Source organism: Leisingera sp. F5 (genome assembly GCF_001593695.1).
On the sequence record NZ_LUKH01000047.1, the window covers coordinates 1 to 22,509 of the forward strand.

Annotated in this window: 15 protein-coding genes and 1 pseudogene; 14 read left to right on the plus strand and 2 right to left on the minus strand. The window is 62.5% G+C overall.

The features are described from left to right. Positions 1-138 precede the first annotated feature (138 nt). Positions 139-705 (minus strand): annotated as a pseudogene (locus A2I95_RS21685) (IS6 family transposase); the annotation flags it as partial. Positions 706-983: 278 nt separating this feature from the next. Between A2I95_RS21685 and A2I95_RS21690 the strand changes: the two are divergent. From A2I95_RS21690 to A2I95_RS21725, 8 genes are all read left to right on the plus strand, one after another. Next, positions 984-1,853, plus strand: coding sequence for a hypothetical protein (locus tag A2I95_RS21690; protein ID WP_291733193.1), 870 nt, complete (start codon positions 984-986; stop codon positions 1,851-1,853). Positions 1,854-1,880: 27 nt separating this feature from the next. Continuing rightward, a complete protein-coding gene (locus tag A2I95_RS21695) occupies positions 1,881-3,434 on the plus strand; it encodes an ABC transporter substrate-binding protein (protein ID WP_291733195.1) in 1,554 nt (517 codons plus the stop codon). Between the two features lie 66 nt (positions 3,435-3,500). After that, positions 3,501-4,457, plus strand: a complete 957-nt coding sequence (locus tag A2I95_RS21700; protein WP_291733197.1) for an ABC transporter permease — start codon at positions 3,501-3,503, stop codon at positions 4,455-4,457. A gap of 2 nt (positions 4,458-4,459) precedes the next feature. After that, a complete protein-coding gene (locus A2I95_RS21705) occupies positions 4,460-5,287 on the plus strand; it encodes an ABC transporter permease (RefSeq protein ID WP_291733198.1) in 828 nt (275 codons plus the stop codon). A gap of 10 nt (positions 5,288-5,297) precedes the next feature. Further along, positions 5,298-6,935: an ABC transporter ATP-binding protein gene (locus A2I95_RS21710; RefSeq protein ID WP_291733200.1), complete on the plus strand. Its 1,638-nt coding sequence runs from the start codon at positions 5,298-5,300 to the stop codon at positions 6,933-6,935. A 158-nt stretch (positions 6,936-7,093) separates the two neighbouring features. Next, positions 7,094-8,590: a trimethylamine methyltransferase family protein gene (locus tag A2I95_RS21715; RefSeq protein WP_291733202.1), complete on the plus strand. Its 1,497-nt coding sequence runs from the start codon at positions 7,094-7,096 to the stop codon at positions 8,588-8,590. Between the two features lie 4 nt (positions 8,591-8,594). Next, on the plus strand, positions 8,595-11,012 hold the full coding sequence (locus A2I95_RS21720) for an FAD-dependent oxidoreductase (RefSeq protein WP_291733204.1): 2,418 nt from the start codon (positions 8,595-8,597) through the stop codon (positions 11,010-11,012). 4 nt (positions 11,013-11,016) lie between these two features. Then, entirely contained in the window at positions 11,017-13,431 is a 2,415-nt protein-coding gene (locus tag A2I95_RS21725) for an FAD-dependent oxidoreductase (RefSeq protein ID WP_291733206.1), read from the plus strand. A gap of 39 nt (positions 13,432-13,470) precedes the next feature. On the opposite strand, the gene A2I95_RS21730 is transcribed toward A2I95_RS21725, so the two are convergent. Continuing rightward, complete coding sequence (locus A2I95_RS21730) at positions 13,471-14,397, minus strand: LysR family transcriptional regulator (RefSeq protein ID WP_291733207.1); 927 nt, start codon at positions 14,395-14,397, stop codon at positions 13,471-13,473. Positions 14,398-14,501: 104 nt separating this feature from the next. Here A2I95_RS21730 and A2I95_RS21735 point away from each other — a divergent pair, with 104 nt between their 5' ends. The 6 genes from A2I95_RS21735 (at position 14,502) to A2I95_RS21760 (ending at position 22,195) form a co-directional block, all read left to right on the plus strand. After that, positions 14,502-15,878: an aminotransferase gene (locus tag A2I95_RS21735; protein ID WP_291733209.1), complete on the plus strand. Its 1,377-nt coding sequence runs from the start codon at positions 14,502-14,504 to the stop codon at positions 15,876-15,878. Positions 15,879-15,889: 11 nt separating this feature from the next. Continuing rightward, positions 15,890-17,392 (plus strand): aldehyde dehydrogenase family protein, encoded by a 1,503-nt coding sequence (locus A2I95_RS21740; protein ID WP_291733210.1) that lies wholly within the window; start codon positions 15,890-15,892, stop codon positions 17,390-17,392. After that, positions 17,389-18,651, plus strand: coding sequence for a hypothetical protein (locus tag A2I95_RS21745; RefSeq protein WP_291733212.1), 1,263 nt, complete (start codon positions 17,389-17,391; stop codon positions 18,649-18,651). Before A2I95_RS21740 ends, A2I95_RS21745 begins: the two co-directional genes overlap by 4 nt. Then, positions 18,652-19,665 (plus strand): glutamate cyclase domain-containing protein, encoded by a 1,014-nt coding sequence (locus tag A2I95_RS21750; protein WP_291733214.1) that lies wholly within the window; start codon positions 18,652-18,654, stop codon positions 19,663-19,665. 22 nt (positions 19,666-19,687) lie between these two features. Beyond that, positions 19,688-20,947, plus strand: coding sequence for an aminotransferase class V-fold PLP-dependent enzyme (locus A2I95_RS21755; protein ID WP_291733216.1), 1,260 nt, complete (start codon positions 19,688-19,690; stop codon positions 20,945-20,947). 204 nt (positions 20,948-21,151) lie between these two features. After that, on the plus strand, positions 21,152-22,195 hold the full coding sequence (locus A2I95_RS21760) for a GlxA family transcriptional regulator (protein ID WP_291733218.1): 1,044 nt from the start codon (positions 21,152-21,154) through the stop codon (positions 22,193-22,195). The last annotated feature ends 314 nt before the right edge of the window (positions 22,196-22,509 follow it).

Genomic DNA, 22,509 nt, shown 5'->3' on the forward strand with positions numbered 1-22,509 from the left:
GCAGGTCTTCAGGCCGCTCGCAGCCTTTCAGAAGTTCGTCCAGCAGTTCCTTGGAAATTGTCATCCTTGCTTCCTTTAGCAGAAGCATGGACCAGATCACTCATACACAGAAGATCGGACACTCTCGGAAGGGACAGCGAAGCAATTACGAGTGGCTGAATGCAAGGACACGAAATGTTGAATCCCGCCCGGTGACCTGACACCTGCGTCGTCCTTTCGCGCTTTCGGAATGGCAGATGGCTGTTCTCGGCCCGGTTGTTCATCCCCTTGTGTGCCATAGGAGCGGAGCTTATCGGTCTCGATCCGTTTCGGCACGAAGCCATGACGCTTCATCAGCTTGAGCAGCAGCCGTCTAGCCGCCCGCATATCCCGCCTGGGTTGGAGGATTTCTTCCAACACGGCGCTTTCCTGATCGACGGCATGCCACAACCAGAATGACCAGCCCGCGATTTTCACGGCAACTTCGTCCAGGTGCCAGACTTCGCCAGGTCGAGCCTGCCGGCGGCGCAAGCTGCGCGCGATCCGCGGCCCGAACTTGATGACCCACCGCCGGATGGTCTCGTAAGAAACATTGATACCGCGCTCTAACAGTATCTCTTCGACTTCCCGCAGGCTCAGGTTGAACCGGGCGTAAAGCCAGACCGCGTGAGCTATGATCTGACGTGGAAAACGGTGGCGTTTGTAGCTGATGGACTGGGTGCTCATACCCTCCGGCTATCCAGAATTCTCAGGTCCGGGAAGCACAAGTACGTTAAAGTGACATCACCCTGTGGTTTGCCTGTTCGTGCTGCTGCATGAAGGGTTTTCATGATAATGGTATTATTATTAAATTGAAATAACACAGCTCTCAGCAAATACTGCCCTACATCCGAAAAGTGTCTTGAGGGCTGAAATTGCCATTTCCTTTCAGGTGCTTACTAGATGACTCCCATGTGGCGGAGAACGATTTCTTGCGCCTGGGGGAAACAGGGATAGGGGGACGAATGTCCGGGAAAAGCAACGATACGACACTCTCGGCTTTTTCAACGCCGGAGCTGTTTGATGTGGAAACCTACCCGCTGGATCAGCCGGACAGCGCGGCTTATGCGGCGATGCTGGCGGCAGCAGTTGAAGGCTTGAACACGGTTAATTGCGCGCAGCTGGCTGATTTCGTGCGGCCGGAGATTCTCGCGGCGATGCAGGCCGAGGTTGAAGAGCTAGCACCGGGCGCAATCTACCATGAGGCCAACCTGAACCCCTATTTCTCGGAACCACCCGAAGGCACGCCTGCGGACCATCCGCTGAACCGGTTTTCGCCGCGCCGCCATGGCATGGTGCGTGGGGACAAGTTTGCCCGTGGCGGGGTGATCTGGTCGGTGTTCCAGAACCCGGACCTGTGCCGGTTTGTGGCTGAGGCGCTGGGGTATGAGAAACTGTACACCTACCGCGACCCCTATGCTTGCACCAATGTGAACGTGCAGCCCGAGGGTTGCGAGTTCGCCTGGCATTTCGACAACAACGACTTCACTGTCTCGTTTGGCCTGAAGCAGTCCGAAGAAGGCGGGGAGTTCGAATATGTCCCCAACTTGCGAAGCCGGGAAGACGAGAACTACGGTGCCGTGAAACAGGTGCTGGACGGAGACCGCGCCGACCTGCGCAGCCTGAAACTGCGCCCCGGCGATCTGCAGCTTTTCCGCGGCGGCTACACATTGCACAGGGTTACAGCGCCTGAGCGCGGCGAGCGGCAAAGCCTTCTTCTGAGCTATGTGACCGACCCGAACGACATCACGACATCGGACAAAGCCATCCGGATCTGGGGCGAAGCCCATCCGGACCATTATGCGCGAGACCGCCAGCTGGCGGAAACCCAGTAATGCAATTTGCAGGGGAGGAGACCCAAAATGACGAAACTCGGATCCAGCCTTCAGATCGGCCGTCGCGGCTTTCTGGCAGGTTCGGTAGCTTTGGCAGGTCTGAGCCAGATGCCGCGCGCCGCTGAGGCGCAACCGCAAAAGGGCGGCACGTTCCGTCTGTCGGTGAACCAGGGCGGCACCAGCGACACGCTGAACCCGGCCGAGGCCAACGGCTCGCAGCAAATAATGGTCGGCTGGGCGCTGCGCAACAACCTGACCGAGATCGGTTCGGACAACAAACTGAAGCCGGAACTGGCGACCGGCTGGTCGTCGGACGACGCTAAGACCTGGGTGTTCAAGCTGCGCCAGGGCGTGACTTTCCACAATGGCAAATCGCTGGCGCCGGAAGATGTCATTGCCTCGCTCAACCTGCACCGCGGCGAAGAGTCCACCTCGGGCGCCAAGGCGCTGCTGGCGGGTGTTGAGAGCATCTCCGCGGGCGGCAGCGACACCGTGGTCTTCAGCCTGTCGGCGCCGAATGCGGATTTCCCGTTCATCCTGTCGGACTACCACTTCCAGATCATGCCGGTTGGCGCCGATGGCGCGCTGGACTTATCGGGTACCGGCACCGGCGGCTACGTGCTGGAAAGCTGGAAGCCGGGTGTCAAAACCGTGCTGAAGCGCAACCCGGACTATTGGAAAGAGGGCGCGGCGAATTTCGACACGGTCGAGGTGCTGCTGATTTCCGACAGCGGCGCGGCCACCACCGCTCTGGTCACCGGCGAGATCGACGCGGTGCAATCCGCCGAATACAAGACGCTGGGCCTGCTGGGCCGCGACGGGAGCGTCGAGATCGAGTCGATCTCTGGCGGTTTCCACCCGACCTTCGCTATGCAAAGCTCGCAGGCGCCGTTCAACGACAACAACGTGCGCCTGGCGCTAAAATACGGTATCGACCGCGAGGCGCTGGTCCAAAAGGTGCTGCGCGGCCACGGGACGGTTGCCAACGACCACCCGATTGCGCCGTCGATGCCTTTTTTCGATGCGTCACTGGAGCAGCGCGCCTATGATCCGGACAAGGCCAAGTTCCACCTGAAGGAAGCTGGCCTGGACAGCCTGACCGTTTCGCTCAGCGTGTCGGATGCGCTGTTTGCCGGGGCTGTGGATGCGGTCACCCTATACCGTGAGCATGCCGCACCTGCCGGTCTGGACGTGCAGGTCGCGCGTGAGCCTGGTGACGGCTATTGGTCGGATGTGTGGATGAAGAAATCCTTCTTCACCAGCTCCTGGGGCGCACGCCCAGTGCCGGATATGATCTTTGCCACCGCCTATTCCAAGGGCGGCGACTGGAACGAAAGCGAGTTCAGCAACGACACTTTCCAGCAGCTGATGCTGGCGGCACGTTCCGAGCTGGATGAGGGCAAACGGGCGCAGATGTATGGCGACATGCAAGCCATTCTGCGTGATGAAGGCGGATCGGTGATCCCGTTCTTCCGCAACTTCGTCTTTGCGCGCCGCACCGATGTGACGCACAGCGAAGATGTGGCCTCGAACTGGGCACTGGATGGCTACAAAGCCATCGAGCGCTGGTGGAAAGCCTGACAAGAGGTACCGCTGGCGGGGCAATAGCCCCGTCAGCTTCCCCAGGCCTCGTTTCAGAGACATAATATGCACTATCTTCTCAGGCTTTTCCTCCAGCGGCTGGCGCTTGGTCTTTTGACGCTCTTTGTCGTGTCGCTCGTTATCTTTCTGTCGATCGAGTTGTTGCCGGGCGACGTTGCTCAGCAGGTGCTGGGGCAGTCCGCCACCCCCGAGAACCTGGCAGCGTTTCGTCGCGAGCTGGGTCTGGATCAGCCTGCACATACCCGTTACCTGAGCTGGCTTGGCGGGTTTCTGCAGGGGGATCTTGGCAATTCACTGATTTCCGGCATCCCGATCAAAGACCTGATCAGCGAACGGATGTACAACACCTTCTTCCTGGCCGGGTTTGCCGCGGTTATCTCGGTGCCACTGGCAGTTCTGCTGGGTGTCATTACCGCGCTGTACCGCGAGTCGTTTCTGGACAAATCGATCAATGTGGCAACGCTGACGGCGATTTCCGTGCCTGAGTTCTTTGTCGGCTATATCCTGGTCTGGCTGTTTGCTGTTGAACTAGGCATGTTTCCGTCGATTGCGAACCTGTCAGAGGATGCCAGTCTTGGGGACCGGATCTACCGGACCTTCCTGCCGGCGCTGACGCTGACGCTGATCGTGACCGCGCATATGATGCGGATGACCCGGGCCTCTCTGATCAATCTGCTGGCGCTGCCATATATCGAAATGGCGCAGCTGAAAGGCGCGAGCCAGCGGCGGCTGATCGTCATGCACGCACTGCCCAACGCCATCGCGCCGATTGTAACGGTGATTGCCATCAACCTGGCTTATCTGATCGTGGGAGTGGTGATTGTTGAAGTGGTCTTTGTCTACCCGGGCATGGGGCAACTGCTGGTCGATAGCGTTGCCAAGCGGGATTTCACAGTGGTGCAGACTGCCTGCCTGCTGTTTGCAGCCACGTATATTCTCTTCAACCTGGCCTCGGATCTGATCTCGATTGCGTCCAATCCGCGCCTGCTGCACAGGAAATAACGATGAACGCAATTCTTCATGAACTGCGCAAGGCGCCGCTGACTGCCAAATTCGGCTGCGCCGTTATCCTCTTCTATATCTTCGTGGCAATCTTTGCTCCGGTGCTGGCGCCCTATGGTGAAAGCGAAGTGGTCGGTTGGGAATACCAGCCCTGGACCGCCGAAAACTGGCTGGGCACAGACAGCCTGGGCCGCGATATGGCAACGCGGATGATTTATGGCGCCCGTAACACCATCGGCATCGCATTGGTGACCACGATGATTGCCTTTGCCGTGGGCAGTGCGGCGGGTTTCTTTGCGGCACTGCTGCAGGGCTGGGTCGATCAGGCGCTGTCGCGTGCGGTGGATGTGGTGATTTCGATTCCGACGCTGATTTTTGCACTGCTGCTGCTAACGATCTTCGGGGCGTCTGTGACCAGTCTGATCGGGGTAATTGCACTGATCTATGCCACTTTTGTCTATCGGATTGCCCGCGCAGTCGCGATGGGGATCGTGGTGATGGACTATGTCGAGGCAGCGCAGGTCAGGGGCGAAGGCCTGTGGTGGATCATGCGCAAGGAGATCCTGCCCAATGCCGCACCGCCGCTGGTGGCGGAATTCGGGCTGCGCTTCTGCTTTGTGTTTCTGACGATTTCAGGTCTGTCGTTCCTGGGGCTGGGCATTCAGCCGCCAGCAGCCGACTGGGGTTCAATGGTGCGCGAGAACGCCTCGCTGATCACGTTCGGCGACCTGACGCCTTTGATTCCGGCGGCTGCGATCGGGCTCTTGACCGTTGCGGTGAACTTTGTCGTCGACTGGATGCTGCACAAGGCCAGTGGCCTGAAATCCTAGGGGATACATAATGACCAATGAGCAAACCCCGCTGCTGACGATGCAGAATTTGCAGATCGAAGGTCTGTCCGAAGACCACTGGAAAACGATTGTGAAGGGGGTGGATCTGACCCTGGGCAAGGGAGAGGTCCTGGGCCTGATCGGTGAAAGCGGGGCAGGCAAATCCACCATCGGACTGGGCGCCATGGGCCATGTGCGCGATGGCTGCCGGTTCTCCGGCGGGACTGTGCATTTCGACGGGATCGAGCTGACCAGCGCCAGCCGGGAGGCTTGCCGCGATTTGCGGTCAACCCGGATCGCCTATGTTGCACAGTCGGCGGCGGCCAGCTTCAACCCCGCCTTCAAGCTGATCAATCAGCACGCCGAGTTCCCGGTGCGGCGCGGGCTTATGCAGCGCAAGGAGGCGGAGAAGGACGCGATTGATCTATACCGCCAGCTGCAGCTGCCCAACCCCGAGGAAATCGGCTTCCGTTATCCGCATCAGGTGTCCGGCGGCCAGCTGCAGCGGGCGATGACCGCGATGGCAATGGCTTGCCGCCCGGACCTGATCATCTTTGACGAGCCGACCACGGCGCTGGATGTGACCACCCAGATCGAAGTTCTGTCGGCGATCCGCAATATCGTGGAGGAGTTCGGCACCTCGGCGATCTATATCACTCACGACCTGGCAGTTGTAGCGCAGATGGCAGACCGGATCATGGTGCTGCGCTATGGCGAGGAGGTCGAGGCTGCGGATACCGCGACGATGCTGAAAGCCCCCAAGGAGGACTACACCAAATCGCTTTGGGCGGTGCGGTCGTTCAAGGCGGCAGAGAAGGCGCCGGTGGCCGAGGGCCAGGTGCCGGTGGTATCGCTTCGGGATGTGAGGGCGCAGTATCCCGGCATGGCGCAACCTGTGCTGAACGGCGTGTCGATTGATTTCTATGCCGGCCGCACCGTTGCGGTTGTCGGGGAGAGCGGTTCTGGCAAATCGACCACTGCGCGCAGTGTGATGGGGCTGTTGCCGCCTGTGCAGGGAGAGATCCTGCTGAACGGTGCTCTGTTGCCGCCGGAATTTCGCAAGCGCAGCAAGCAAGAGCTGCAGGCAGTTCAGATGATCTACCAGATGGCGGATACCGCGCTGAATCCCAGGCAGCGCATCAAGGACATCATCGGCCGCCCAATGACCTATTATCGCGGACTGAAAGGCAAACAGCTGACCGAGGAGATCCGGGCTCTGCTGGCTGATATCGAACTGGAGCCGGATCAGTACATGAACCGGCTGCCGACCGAGCTGTCGGGCGGGCAGAAGCAGCGGATCGGAATTGCCCGTGCGCTGGCGGCTTCGCCCAGGCTGGTGATCTGCGACGAGGTGACCTCGGCTCTGGACCAGCTGGTGGCAGAAGGTATTCTGCGGCTGCTGGACAAGCTGCAGAAGGAGCACGATCTGGCCTATATGTTCATCACCCACGACATCTCGACTGTGCGCGCGATTGCCGATGAGGTTGTGGTGATGCAGCAGGGCAGGGTTGTCGAACAGGGCGCCAAGGCGGAGATCTTCTCGCCGCCGCATGCGCCATATACCGATCTGCTGCTGTCTTCGGTTCCGGAAATGGACCCGGCCTGGCTGGACCGGGTGCTGGCGGAGCGGGCCGCCGCACACGGCTGACACTCCCCATCTCCCTCAACCGCCGCAAATTCCGGCTGAGGGGCTTTGCTGATCTTTTGAGTGAATTTTGCTCACCAAAATATGTAAATAATGGAATTGAGCTAATCTTTTGGTGTTTCTAAGATGCCGCCAAGACAAACACCTATGAGGACGCGCAAATGCGGCGAACACGATCTAAACGGGGAGCCACTCCCTCTGCGTCACAGCTGACCCAACCGCCTGCGGGCGGGCGTTTCATGCCGCTGGATGACAGCAAACTTGCGTATATCACCAACACTGCTTTTGAGATCTTGGAACGGATCGGCGTGTCGCAAGCCCCTGAAGATATTCGCGAACTCGCCCTGAGAAACGGGGCAGTAGCGCGGTCGGACGGACGGATCACCTTCCCGCGCACCTTGGTCGAGGACATGATTGCCAAGGCGTGCAAGCGGGTGGAACTGCCGGGCTTCAAGCGCGACCGGGGCATCGAGGTTGGCGGCGGCCGGGTGCATATCGGCACCGGCGGCGCGGCTGTGCAGGTGCTGGAGGCGGCGACTCAGACGTTCCGCAATTCGACGCTGCAGGATCTCTACGGGCTGATGCGCATCGTTGATGCCTGCGACAGCATCCACTACAGTCTGCGGCCGGTGGTGGCGCGGGATCTGGAGGATCCGCTGATCCTGGACATCAACACTGCTTTTGCGGCGATGAAGGCGACCTCAAAGCCGATCGGCACCAGCTTTTTTGAGCCGGACAATGTGGCGCCGGTGATTGAAATGTTCGACCAGGCCCTGGGGGGCGAGGGCGCGTTCCGGGGGCAGCCGTTCTGCTTTGCTTCGATCTGCCACGTGGTGCCGCCGCTGACCCTGGCCGAAGAGGCCTGCGGGGTGATGCGGGAATGCGTGCGGCTGGGGATGCCGCTGCAGATCTGTTCGGCCGCACAGGCAGGCGCCACCAGCCCGGCGGCGCTGGCCGGCGCTTTGGCGCAGGGGCTGGCAGAGTCGCTGGCAGGCCTGGTGCTGGTCAACATGATGCAGCCGGGCTTCCCCTGCGTTCTGGCCTTCCTGCCCTTCATCTCGGACTTGCGCACCGGCGCGATGACTGGCGGCTCGGGCGAAGCTGCGGTGGCCAACGGCGCAGCTGCGCAGCTGCTCTTGAACCTCGGCCTGCCGTCCACCGTTTCAGCGGGCATGACCGATGCCAAGACCGCGGATGCGCAGTCGGGGTACGAGAAAGGCTATACCATCGCGCTGGCGGCGCAGGGCGGTGCCGACATGATCAACCTCTCTGTCGGCATGCTCGGCTCAATCATGGCCGCCAGCAAGGAGGCGCTGGTGATCGACAACGACATGTGCGGCGCGATCCTGCGATCGGTGCGCGGGGTGGAGATGTTCGACAGCGCCATCGACCTCGACATGATGGAGCAGGTAGTGACCGGCGAGGGGCATTACCTGGGCACCGGGCAGACGCTGGAGCTGATGACCAAGGAATACGTCTATCCCAAGCTCGGCGACCGCCAAAGCGTGAACGACTGGCTGGAAAGCGGCGCGCTGACCGTTTGGGACCGGGCGGTGGCCCGGGTTGCCGAGATCGAAGCCATGCCCGCACCGGACCATCTGCCTGCTGAAGCCGAGGCCGCCATCCGCGCCCGGCTGCCTATTCATCTGAAAGTGTAAGACCATGAAGACCCAAGCCAAAGTTGTCATTATCGGGGGCGGCGCCGTCGGCGTCTCGACCCTCTACCACCTGGCCAAGGCTGGTGTGACCGACACCCTGCTGATTGAGAAGAACGAGCTGACTTCGGGCTCCACTTGGCATGCTGCGGGCAATATCCCGACCTATGCCAACAGCTGGGGCGGCATGCGGGCGGGCAATTATGCCTGGCGGCTTTACAAGGATCTGGCGGAGGAGGTGGATTACCCGATCACCTACCGCCACACCGGCGCCTTTTGGCCTGCGCATACGCAAGAGCGGATGGATCTGTTCCGGCATCTGGCGGGAATTTCCAAGGGGCTGGGCTACGATATGGCGATGCTGACCCCGTCCGAGATGGACGACATGCACCCCTATTTCAGCTCGGGCGACAGCATCATTGGCGGTATTCTGGACCCTTACGAGGGCGACGTGGATCCCTCGCAGCTGACCCAGGCGCTGGCCAAGGGGTCGCGGGACCTGGGCGCTGAGATTGCGCGCTTTACGCAGGTCACCGGCATCAGCCGCCGCCCCTCCGGTGAATGGGAAGTTGCGACCGACAAGGGCAATGTACTGTGTGACATCGTGATCAACGCCGGCGGCTACTATGGCCGTGTGGTAGGTGAGATGGTCGGCCAGAAACTGCCCGTCGTGACGCTGGAGCACCAGTATCTGGTGACCGACAGCCTGGCGGAGCTGGAAGCCAACCCCGAGAACTTCCCGCTCGTGCGCGATCCGGACATCATGTACTATCTGCGGCGCGAGCGGAACGGGCTGCTCCTGGGCTCATACGGCCATGAGGGCCGCCCGGCCTGGCTCGACGGGATGCCGGACTGCTTTGCCAACCAGCTCTATCCCGACAGCGTCGACGACATTGCCGAGATCCTGGAAGCGGCGCTGGAGCATGTGCCGCTCTTGGGCGAGGCCGGGGTCAGCCGCTTTGTGAACGGCCCGATCCCCTACAGCCCCGATGGCGCGCCCTTGTGCGGCCCGGCCTTCGGCCTGCCGAACTTCTACCATGCCTGCTGCTTCCCGGTCGGCATCACCCATTCGGCAGCGGCGGCCAAGACGCTGACCGAATGGATCACCGAAGGTGAGCCCGAGTGGGACATGTCATTCTGGGATCCGCGCCGCTTTGGCGAGGAATGGGCGACGTTTGATTACACCGTCAAACGCTCCAGCGAGCTCTATGAAAACCAGTATGCGATCCCTTACCCGCACCACCTGTGGAAATCGGGCCGCCCGGTGCAGACAACGCCGCTGTACGGCACGCTGAAAGAGAAGGGCGCGGTGTTCGGCCAGGTCGCGGGCTGGGAACGGGCGTTCTGGTTTGAGACCGATGCGGTCAAGGACGACGGCAAGCTGAGCTTCCATCACGAGGCCTGGCATGAGGCTGTGAAGGCCGAGTGCGAAGGCGTGCGCGACAATGCGGGCGTGATGGATCACGGCGGCTTCACCCGCTACGAGATCGAAGGGCCAGGCGCCACCGAGTTCCTGAACCATGTGTTCTGCGGCGCGATGCCTTCGGTGGGCCGGGTCAAGCTCAGCTATATGCTGACGCCCAAGGGCAAGGTCTGGTCCGAGGCCACCATCGCCCGGCTGGACGAGAACAAATACCTCTTGTGCGGCCCGACCCTGGCCGATCAGCGCGACCACGACTGGATGTCGCAGTTCTTGCCGGAAGAAGGCGTGAGCCTGAAGCGCGGCTCGGAGTTTGATGCGGCATTGATGGTGATGGGGCCGAAATCCCGCGACGTGCTGCAGCCGTTGACGGAAGACGATCTGTCGAAGGAGGCAGCCCCCTGGATGTCGGTGCGCGGGATCACCATTGCAGGCGCGCCGGTTATTGCGCTGCGGGTCTCCTATGTGGGCGAGTTGGGCTGGGAGCTGCACATGCGCTCCGCCGATCTAGTCACTGTCTACAATGCGATCATGGAACAGGGTGCGGATAAGGGCATGGTGGAGTTCGGCTCTTATGCCTTGAACGCGATGCGGATCGAGAAGGGTTATCACGGGTGGGGCGCCGACTTCGGTATTGAATACACCGCATTTGATGCGGGTCTGGACCGCTTTGTCAGCAAGAAGAAGGAAAGATTTGTCGGCCGCGATGCGTTTATGGCGCAGGCAGAGCAGCCGAAGGACTACCACTTCACGGCCTTTGTGCTGGAAGGCCACGGCGCGGATGCGCTGTCCTCGGACCCGATCTGCCGCGATGGAAAGCCGGTCGGCTATGTCAGCTCCGGCGGCACCGGCTTCCGCATCGGCAAGCGCATCGCGCTGGGGTATCTGACGGTTGAGGCGCAGCCGGGTGATGTCTTTGACATCGAAGTGCTGGGCCAGCCGGTGAAGGCAACGGTTGCCACCGTGCCGTTCTACGATCCTGAAAACGACCGGCTGCGGGGCTAAGGACATGGCAAAATCCCTTCCCCAGGACGTTCAGGTCGCCATTGTCGGCGGCGGCATCGTTGGCTGTGCCACGGCGTACCACCTCGCGAAAGCGGGGTGGTCGGTGGCGCTGTTCGAGCGCAAGAAACTGACCTCGGGCACCACCTGGCACGCTGCCGGGCTGGTCAGCGAGACCCAGGGCGTGCCGGTGATGACAGCGCTGGCCAAATACGGCCTCGGCCTGATGGAGACGCTGGAGGATGAGACCGGCCAGAACACCGGCTTCAAACGCAACGGTTCGATGACACTGGCGCTGACCGGGGCGCGGATGGAGGAGCTGCGGCGCAAAATGGACTATGCGCACGGCTGCGGTATCCGGGCGGAAGAAATCAGCGTCGCTGAGGCGCTGGAGCGCTGGCCGCTGTTGTCCGTGCATGATGCCAAAGGTGCTTTCTGGTTCCCCGGCGATGGTTGCACCAACCCGATCGACACCACCATGGCGCTGGCCAAGGGCGCGCGCATGAATGGCGCGCTGATCTTTGAGGACACCAAGGTCGAGCGTCTGGTGATCGAAGGCGGCCGCGCTGTTGGCGTGGAAACGGGGCAAGGCCTGGTGCGCGCTGAGCATGTGGTCAATGCAACCGGCATGTGGGCGCGTGAGTTCGGCCTTGCCCATGGCGTGCAGGTGCCGCTGCATTACACCAACCACTACTACGTGGTGACCGATCCCATTGAAGGCGTCACCGGCGATTTGCCAGTTCTGCGGGTGATGGATGAATACGCTTATTACAAGGAAGACGCGGGCAAGCTGCTGATCGGCTGTTCCGAGCCCAATGCCACCCCCTGGCTGCCCGAGGGCGGTCTGCCGGAGAGCTTCGAGTTCGACGAGCTGCCTTGTGATGAGGAGCACCTCTATCCGGTCCTGGAAGCGGCGATGGAGCGCGTTCCGGCGCTGGCGGAAAGCGGCATTCGCAAGTTCTTTAACGGGCCGGAATGCTTCACCCCGGATGCCAAGCACTACCTAGGGCCGATCACCGATGTGAAGGGCATGTGGGTTGCCGCCGGGTTCAACTCGACCGGCATCCAGAACGGGCCGGGCGCTGGCCGGGCGCTGGCCGAGTGGATCATGGCCGGGCATATGACCATGGATCTGACCGATGTGGATGCGCGGCGGATTGTGCCAGCGCTGAATGCGCGCAGCTATACGGCTGCCAAGGCGGCGGAAACGCTGGGCCATGCCTATGCGATGCACTGGCCCTATCTGCGCAAGACCGAAGCCCGCGGGCTGCGGCGCACGCCGTACTACGGCCATCTGAAATCGGCAGGCGCGCAGTTTGGCAGCGCCAACGGCTGGGAGCGGCCCTTGTACTATGGCCGCGAGATGACCGACGGTTTTGGACGAGAGCCGTGGTTCGACGACTGGAAAGCCGAGCATGAGGCCCTGCGCAATGATCTCGGCATGATCGACCTGACCTTTGGCCGGTTCATTGTTGATGGCGCAGCAGCCGCGGCGCAGATGCAGCGCCTGTGCGGTGCCAATATGGCGGTTGAACCGGGCACGCTGGTCTATACCCATATGTTCAACGAACAGGGCGGGATCGAGGCGGATGTGACCGTCGCGCGCCTCTCGAACAGTCGCTTCCTGGTGATGGCATCGGCGGGGGCCGAGCCGCAAACCGAAAGCTGGCTGAAAACCCAGCTGCAGGGCACCGGCGTCAGCGTGGTGAATGTGACCGCATCCGAGGCGACGCTGGCCATCATGGGGCCGAGATCGCGAGAGTTCCTGCACGGCCTCACCGGCGCGGACCTGTCGAATGGGGCTTTCCCGTTCGGCAGCTTCCAGAACCTGCATCTCGGCCACTCCCCGGCCCGGGCACAGCGGATCACCTATGTGGGCGAACTGGGCTGGGAACTGCATATTCCGGCGGAGTTCGCGCAAGCCGCCTTTGAAACCGTGATGGCCGCCCAGGGCGCTCCGCGCCTGTGCGGCGGCATGGCAGTGGACAGCTGCCGGATCGAGAAGGGCTTCCGCCATTGGGGCCACGATATTGGCCCGCATGACAGCCCGGTGGAGAGCGGCCTGGTCTTTGCCTGTGATTTCGCGACGGAGTTCACCGGCAAAGCGGCGATTGAGGCCAAGCGCGCACAGGGCACCGCCAGCCGTCTGCTAAGTTTCAAGCTGGAAAAACCCGAAGCGCTGATCTTTGGCAAGGAGCCGATTCTGCGCGATGGCAAGATCGTCGGGCGGCTGACCTCGGCGTCCTATGGCTGGACCGCCGGCGGCGCCGTGGGCCTGGGCTATGTGTCCAAGGAAGAGGGAATGACCCTGAAAGATCTGGCAGACAGCAGCTATGAGGTGATGGTCAACGGCCGCGCGGTCAAAGCAACGGCCAGCACCCGCCCGCTATACGACCCGGCAATGACACGGGCGCGCAGCTGACCAGCGCATCGGAAGGGCGGCAGAAGCCGCCCTTTTCCGTTATAAGACGTGGAACCCTGCACCCGGCAGGCTGCACCATTCGGAGAGAAGCTGGGCAACTTGGTAGATCGGATCGCCTTCTTCCATGTCCTCGGCCCGGATGGCGGCGCACCAGGGCACCGAGATGCCGTCCCGTGTCACCCGCGCGCCAACGATCCGGCCTTCGTTGAGGGCTGTTTGCAGGGCCCAGCTCGACAGCACGCTGGTGCCAAGATCGGAGGCGACCAGTTCGACGATGGCTTCGGGAAGCTCCACTGTTGCCGCCCATTTCGGATAGCTGTCAGTGGGGCGGAACAGGCGGGCGAACTCGCGGTCCGGTTCGGGCACCTTGGTGTAGGTGATGAAAGGCTCTCCAACGATGTCGGTGCCTTCGACATACTCCCGGCCGGCGAGCCGGTGGCCGGGGGGCATGATATAGAGCAAAGGGTCTTCGAACAGGGGCAGGCTGCGCAGACCCGCCTGGGCGACCGTGCCCGACATAACTGCGATATCAATGTGCCGGTTCAGCATGCCGTTCAGCGGGTCGCTGCTGGCTCCGGCCATGATCTGCAGGTCGATGCCATCGGTGCGGGATTTCAGGAATTTGATGAAGGCGGGCAACCAGCGGTAATTGCTGTAGGCCTCCACTGACAGGCGGACCACATGCTGGACGTTGGCATTCATGCGGCGCACGTCCTCTTCAGCGCGACTTAGGTCGGAGAGAATGCGTTCCGCCACAACTGCCATGTAGTCCGCGGCGGGAGTTCTTCGGAGTTTCTTATGCATCCGTGTGAACAGTGGCACGTCCAGGCGGCGCTCTGCCTCGCGAAGACGGTGGGACAGAGCAGAAGGGGTGACACCCAGCATCTTGGCCGCATCAGTGATTCTCCCGGTCTGAATAACAGCCTGAATCAGCTGCAGATGGCGCAGGTCGAGGAGTGGTTTCATAGATTCTAGCCTGAATTGATTTCACAAAAGTGAGAAAACTTCGAGATTGAACTTCAGTCAAGATGAATGTGAAATCGCCTCTAAGAATTCCATTGGAGCCAGACATGAACGCCGACGCCAAACGCTCGATCGAGCAGGACAAAGCCCACCACGTGCATCCGCAGTCGAATCTGCGCCAGCATGCCGAGAACGGGCCGACGATGATCACCCATGGCAAGGGGGTGTTTATCTATGACAGCGAGGGCCGTGAGATCATCGACGGGTTTTCCGGTCTTGGCTGCGTATCCTTGGGCTACCACAATGAGCGCCTGGCCAGTGCCGCGATGCACCAGATGAACACGCTGCCGTTTGCGCCCACATTCTACAACCGCTCGCACCCAAAGGTTGCGGAGCTGGGCGAACGGCTGACGGCGATGGCGCCGAACGGTATGACCCGGGCGATGTTCCAATGCTCGGGGTCCGAGGCCAATGACACCGCGATTAAACTGCTGTGGTACACCAACACCGCAAAGGGCGAGCCGAACCGCCGCAAGGTGATCGGCCGGGTGCGCGGCTATCACGGCAACACCATTGCGACCGTGTCGTTGTCTGGCCAGCCGCATATGCACGCCAAATTCGGCCTGCCGCTGCCGGAGTTCAAGCACACAGAGCTGCCGAACTATTACCGCTTCCACATTGATGGCGAGAGCGAGCAGGAATTCTCGGCCCGGATGGCCGTGAAATTCGAAGAGCTGATCCTGTCGGAAGGTCCGGAAACCATTGCCGCCTTCTTTGCCGAACCGGCGATTTCGGGCGGCGGCGCGCTGATGCCGCCGGAAGGCTACTGGGAGCAGATGCAGGCGGTGCTGCGCAAGTATGATATCAAACTTCTGGCCGATGAGGTGGTCTGCGGTTTCGGGCGCACCGGCAATATGTGGGGCTCGGAAACCTGGGGCATGAAGCCTGACATGGTGACCTGCGCCAAGGCGCTGTCGGCAGCCTTCTTCCCGGTGTCGGCCTTGATGTTCAAGGATGACATGTATGCCGATATGATGAAGAACTCCGACGAGGTCGGCACATTCGGCCACGGCTATACCTATGCAGGCCACCCGGTGGGCGCGGCGGTGTCGCTGGAAGCGCTGGATATCTATGACGAGATCGATCTGGTCGGTCACGTGCGCAAGGTGAGCGGGAAGTTCCTCGCCAAGTGCCATGCGATGGCGGATCATCCGCTGGTGGCCGAGGTGCGCGGTGTGGGACTGTTCTGCGGCTTCGAGCTGATGAAGGACGCCAAAACGCGCGAGCCGTTTGATCCGTCTTGGAAGGTGGGCGAGCTGGTGCAGAACTTTGCCCACGACCGCGGGCTGTACCTGCGGGCGATCGGCGACCGGATGAGCTTCATGCCGCCGCTGATCATCAGCGAGGATGAAATTGAGATTGCCACCGAGCGGTTCAAGGGCGCGCTGGATGACGCCTGGGCCGTGGTCAAGGCAAAGATGTGAGGGAGGCGAGAATGGCGGACCTGCTGGAACCGAAACTGCCCGATGCCGGCCTGGCCGGCAGCTATATCAACGGGGCCTGGCACTGGCCTGCCGATGGCCGGACGCTGACCATTGAAAACCCCTCCCGCCGTGCGGCTATCTGCGAGGTCGGGCGCGGCACGGGGACTGAGGTTGATTTGGCCGTCGGGGCCGCCCGTGCCGCTTTGCCGGCGTGGCGTTCCCTGGCCGCTGCCGAGCGGGGCAAGCTGCTCGCGGAGCTCGGGCGCAGGCTGGAGGAAAACGCCGAGGAAGTGGCCCGGGTGCTGGCCGCCGAAAGCGGCAACGCGATCAAGACCCAGTCGCGCGGCGAAGCGATGGGCGCGGCAGGCGTCCTGAAATACTACGGCGGCGTGGCGGTGGAGCAGAAGGGCGAGACCCTGCCGCTGGGGCCGGGCCTGCTCAGCTACTCGACCCGCGAGCCGCACGGCGTGGTGGGGTCGATCATCCCCTGGAACTCGCCCTTGCAGCTGGGGGCGGTGAAAATCTCGATGGCGCTGGCCACCGGCAACTGCCTGGTTCTGAAACCGGCCGAGGACGCGCCGCTGGCGATCCTGAAGCTGGCGGAGCTGGCCGACGGGCTGTTCCCGCCGGGCGTGTTCAACGTGGTCACCGGCCTGGGCGAGGAAGCAGGGGCGGCGCTGGCCGGCCATCCCGGCATCGACAAGGTCTCTTTCACCGGCTCATCCGAGGTGGGCAAGCTCATTGGCAAGGCCGCCGCCGACCGCATCGCCAACCTGACGCTGGAGCTGGGGGGAAAATCCCCGACCATCGTCTTTCCTGACGCCATTGCCGATGGCCGGCTGGACAGCTGCGCCCAGCAGGTGGCCAATGCCATGCGCTTTGCGCGCCAGGGGCAGAGCTGCACCGCCGGTTCGCGCCTGTTTGTGCACCAGGACATCTGGGACGTGCTGATGCCCAAGGTGGCAGAGAAATCTGCGGCGCTGAAGGTGGGCGACGCGCTGGACCCGGATGTGGACATGGGCGCGGTTGTAAATGCTGAGCGCTACGGCGAGATCCGCGGGTTTGTGGCCGAAGCCGAAGCCCAAGGCGCCGAATTCCTGATCGGGGAAACTCCGGCGGAAGACCCGGCGGGTTTCTGCCCCAACCCGACCATCATCACAGGGGTGGACAACAATTGGCGCATTGCGCGCGAAGAAGTGTTTGGCCCGGTCATGGTGGCAATTCCGTTTGAGACCGAGGCCGAAGTCATCGCGATGGCAAACGACACTCACTACGGGCTGGCGGCTTTCCTCTTTACTCATGATGTCAGCCGCATCACCCGCCTGACCCGTGCCATCGATGCGGGCTGGATTCAGGTGAACCAGGGCGGCGGCCAGATCCCGGGCATGTCCTATGGCGGCACCAAGCAATCGGGTATGGGCAGCGAATACTCGATCGAGGGCGCGCTGGAGGCCTATACCTACCGCAAATGCGTGACGATCAATATCGAGGCCGGTTCTGAGGCGGGGGCATGAGCACGGACCGCTTTGGCAACCCAATTGACCCGGGCGTCGGCTATGCCCGGGGATCGCTGTTGCAGGGCTCAGCGGATGAGGTGCGCAGGCTGGCCCAGGCGGGCCGGGTTGCGGCGGAGTTTGTGGCGCGGGAAGGGGTTGACAAAATTGCCATCTGCACCGGCAACCTGCGCTTCTATCCGGCCTCGGCAGAAGATTTGAGCGTCCTGTGCGAGGAATGGGTGGGTCCGGGTCTGTTCGGTGAAGAGCTGCGGCAGACGGCGATTGCGCATCTGGGCGGCCAGGGGCATGAGGCCGCTGCTGTCGTCAACCGCACCAGTGCCGGCATTGTGGCTGCGGTGCTGGCTCATGCAAACGGCAAGCCGGTGCTGTCGCTGGTGCCTGCGGGCGACCGCAGCCATGCCTCGGTGACGCGCGGCGCCAAGCTGGCCAATGCGGCGGTGACGGAAGTGCATGACATGTCCGGTGTTGAACAGGCGCTGGCGGCGGACGGGCCTGCGCTGATGGTGATAACGCCGGTGACTTCAGAACTGGCGATGCTGCCGGATGAGCTGATCCGCGCGGCGGCGGCGGCGGGTAAGGCGGCGGGCTGTGTGGTCTTTATGGATGACGCATATGGCGCGCGGTTCCGGCCTGTGCTGCATGGCGGCGGCGCCTCGCTGTCGTTTGGCGCTGATCTGGTGATTACCAACGCCGATAAGGCGGGTCTGTCGGGTCCTCGCGCCGGGGTGCTTTGCGGCGATCCGGCGGCACTGGTGCCGGTACAGGCCAAAGCCAGTGAGCTGGGCTTGGAAGCCCGCGCGCCGATTTCGGTGGGTGCAATGCGCAGCCTGCAGGGCTTCACGCCGGATCTGCTGATCGAGGAAGCGCAGGACGGTCAGGATCTGGCGGCGGCGCTGGAAGCGGTGCTGGGCTCCGGCCGGGTCAGCCGGTCGGCGCTGGGGCCGAAGGTTGATGAGCAGGACGCGATGGACATCGTGCTGGAATTGGCGGGGAAAACTGGAACCGGCCAGATGCCCGCCGAAGTGACTGCGGCGGTTGGCATGCTGATGCTGCGCGACAAGGGCATTGTCACCGTGAACACCCATGGCCAGCCCGGCGGCCGGGTCTCAATCCGACTGAAGCCGACCACAGGTGCTGTGGCGCGGGCTGGCGGGGCTGCAGCGGTGGCGGACTGCCTGGTCTCGGCGCTGAAAGAAACCGCGGCGCATCTGGACGATGCCGAGTGGTTTGCAAACCTGCTGTTCGGAGAGGGATGAATGGCTGACATGGATCTGATCACCCGTCTGGATAACCGGCTGGACCAGCTGGTGAATATCGACATGGGCGAGCGCGGCGTTGAGCATCTGTTTGAGGCCGCGCGCGCATTGCAGGGCGGCTCTCTGGTGGGCGCGGCGGCAGATGCGCTGATTGCGGTGCCCGAGGGCGGCACTGTGGTGCTGACCACCGGGTCTGTGTCGCGCGCCTGGATCACCCCGGAGCTGGGCGAGAATGACGGTCCCTCTGGCGCCGCGGCAATTGCCCGGGCGCTGGTGCTGGCGCGCAATGCGACCTGTGTGATGCTGTGTGAAGAGACGCTGCTGCCGGCGATCCGCAGCACCTGCCAGGCGGCGGGTCTGTTTCCGGTGACGCTGGAGCAGGCGGCCATTGCGCGCAGTGACAAGAGCCTGGCCACCATTGTGATGCTGCCCTATGCCACCGGCGACGAGGCTGGGCAGGCGCAGGCCACGCAGATGCTGGATGAACTGCAGCCGGACCTGCTGTTCTCGACTGAACGGGTCGGGCGCAATGAATATGGCGTCTACCATTCGATGCGCGGCATCGATTACGGCATGGGCCGGGCGCGGGTGGACTTCCTGTTCGATGACGCGCTTTCGCGCAGTATCCCCGTGGTCGCCGTTGGCGACGGCGGCAACGAGATCGGCATGGGCAAGGTCGCGGACCATGTCAAAGCGCATGTGCCCTATGGCGGCACATGCCAATGCGGCTGCGGCGGCGGTATTGGCGCGGTTACCGGCTGCGACGTTCTGGTCACCGCGGCCTGCTCCAACTGGGGCTGCACCGCCATCGCCGCCGCCATGGCGGCCCGCGAGGGCAACGCCAAACTGTTGCATGACCCCGGCCGCGAGGCCTTACTGCTGGACACAATGGTGGCCAACGGGCTCATCAACTCCACCCACGGGATCGTCGATGACAGCGTCGACGGCTTCCCCCGGCAAAGCCACCTTGCGGTGGCCGAGCTGTGCCGTACCATCGTGAGCCGCGTGCTCTGACCTCTGACAGGACTTCAACGACATGATCCAGGACAACCCCGCCCTTATCGATGCCATCCGCGGCCGCTTTGCCCATGTGGACAGCTGCCCGTTCCAGGGCGAGCGCATCTTCTTTGAAAACGCCGGCGGCGCGCTGACGCTGAAATCGGTGGTGGAGACCTCGGCGTTTTATGCCGCCATCCCCGACAACCCGGGCCGCATCAATCCGGCAGGCCAGGGCACGCAAGGCAAGATCAGCAAGGCCAAGGAAGATCTGGCCGTCTTTATGAATGCCGCGTCGGGCCAGTTCTTTGCCGGCGAAAGCGGTACCGAGCTGCTGTTCCGGATGATCCGCACCGCCTGTGTGAACGCCCCCAAAGGCGCCAAGGTGATCGGTTCCTCGATCGAGCATCCGGCCACCCGCAGCGCCGCCCGCCGCTGGGCGGAGATTGCCGGGCTGGAGTATGTGAACGTTGCCCATAACAACGAGACCGGCCTGGTCACGGTAGAGGATTACGCGGCGCTGATGACCCCGGATGTGGCGGTGGCCACCATCCTGCATGCCTCGCCCGTCACCGGTATGGGCATGGATGTGGCAGCGATCTCAAAAGCTATCCGCGCGGTGGCGCCTGACTGTCTGATCATCGTTGACGGCATCCAGCACGCTGCTCATGGTCAGCTGGATCTGGCCGCCTATGACGTCGACGGCTATGCAGTGTCGCCCTACAAAGTGTTCTCGCGCCATGGCTACGGCATTGCCTGGATTTCGGACAAACTGAGCGCCTTGCCCCATGACATGCTGATCGGCGCCCCCGCCACCGGCTGGGAGTTCGGCACCCGCGACAGCGGCTCCTACGCCACCCTGTCGGATGTGGTGGGCTATTTCGAGTGGCTTGGCGGCGAGGTGTCGGACGAAATCTCCCGCCGCGGCAGGATCGAGGCCGCAGGCCGTGCCATCCATGCCTATGAGACCCATCTGACCAAAGCCGCAATTAACGGCACCGGCAATCTGCCCGGCCTGCGCGATATGGCGCACGTCACCATCCTGGCAGGCGCGGACAACCCGGCACGCGAGGGGCTGGTGTCGATTGTGGTGGAGGGCATTGCCTCGGAGGAGGTGGTGGAGATCCTCAATGCCCAAGGTATCCGCACCCATACCCGCAAGGCGGATCACTACTCGGGTAATGTGCTGGACCCGCTGGGCCTGCCGGACTGCATCCGGATTTCCTTCTGCCACTACAACACCGAAGCCGAAATCGCCAAGATGCTGGCAGCAGTGAAGGAGCTGGGCAAGGAAGGCTGACCGGACCGGGGCAAAACAAACCGCAGGAAACCGGGAGCACAGGATGTCCGCACCGGCGCACGGGCAGGGCTGAACCGCCTCGCTTGAATGCGTTCGCGCGGCCGGTTTCCAGCAGGCCGAAGCCGGGCGGCGGCAGAACGCCTGTCCGACGGCCGCGTCCGCCCGGGGCGGGATGCCGCGAAGCGAACCAGGGGGAGACTGGCAATGAACATGCAGAAAACGTCCTGGGCCGGGAAACATGCCCGGAGAGCCATGCCAGTGGCCCTTCAGCCGCCCTTCAGCCGGAGCCTGAACATCGGCCTGGTGGCCGGTCCTGATTTCTCCCTGATCAGCCTGGCCGCGGTCTGCGATATCTTCTCGGCCGTAAACCAGTTGGAGCAGGCAGACCGTATCCGGCTGCACCGGGTGTCGATCACCGGTGCTCCGGTCCCGGCGGCCGGCGGCCTGCTGTTCGCGCCCGATACAGGCATTTCATGCCTGTACGACCGGATGGCACGGGCGCGCGGGCTGGATGCGGTGTTCATTTGCTGCGGCGAGGCTGGAATCAGCACGTTTGAAAGGCCGCTGCTAAATCTGTTCCGCAGCTGCCGCCGGAACAACGTTCCCCTTTACTCCATCGGCGAGGAGATGCGCCTGTTGGTCAAGGCAGGGCTTGCCGGGCGAGCAACCCCCCATTGGAGCAGGCTGGCCTATTTGCGCGAGCAGCACCCCGAAGCCGAGCTGAGCGAAAACCTGTATCATCTGGAAAGGCAGATCAGCACCTGTTCGGGCCACGCAGCAACGCTCGACTTTGCTGTGAAGTTCCTAGCGGAAACCCTAGGCGCGGATGTCGCAGGCGCCGTGTGCCGGCAGCTGCTGATCGGGTTTCCCCGCGATTCCAGTCAGAGCCAGGTCAAAGTGGATTACCACCGGATCCGGAATGCGCCGCCGCACCTGAAACTGGCTGTTGATGCCATGTACGACAATATCGAGGAACCGCTGGCCTTGCAGGAGATAGCCCGGGCATCCGGCGTGTCATTGCGCCAGATCGAGCGGTTGTTTGCCGCGCATCTGTCGGCATCGCCTGGCCGCTACTACCGGGGCATCCGCCTGGAAGTCGCCAAGCAGATGATCGAACAGACCGACCTGACGCTGTTCGAAATATCTGCTGCGACCGGCTTTGGCAGCGCAAACAACCTGACCAAGGTTTTCAAGGTACAGTTCGGGAAACTGCCGCGGGAATTCCGCAAGCTAGCCAAGTGCAGCTGAAAGTCCACTTTCACCCGCCTGTGGGTGACATGAAGGTCAAACGGCGATGAGCATCAGAACCGCTTTGGGCTGCCTGCCGTCATTGGCCGAAGCCCAAAGCTGCATTCATTCCTTTGCGATGCTGCACGGTTCACCAAGGACCGTTATCACGGGCTGCACCGCGGCATCGCAATAGGCTACAAAGGGTCGTGTGTGGGTGGCGCCTGCATTGCAAGCGTTTTCTGCAGTGATCGCGGCGGTCTGTCAGTACCGTCGTGTGTCCGGCCTGTTTACGCAGCCAGTGTTGAGGGCTGCTGGCCTTCCCTCTCGGCGAT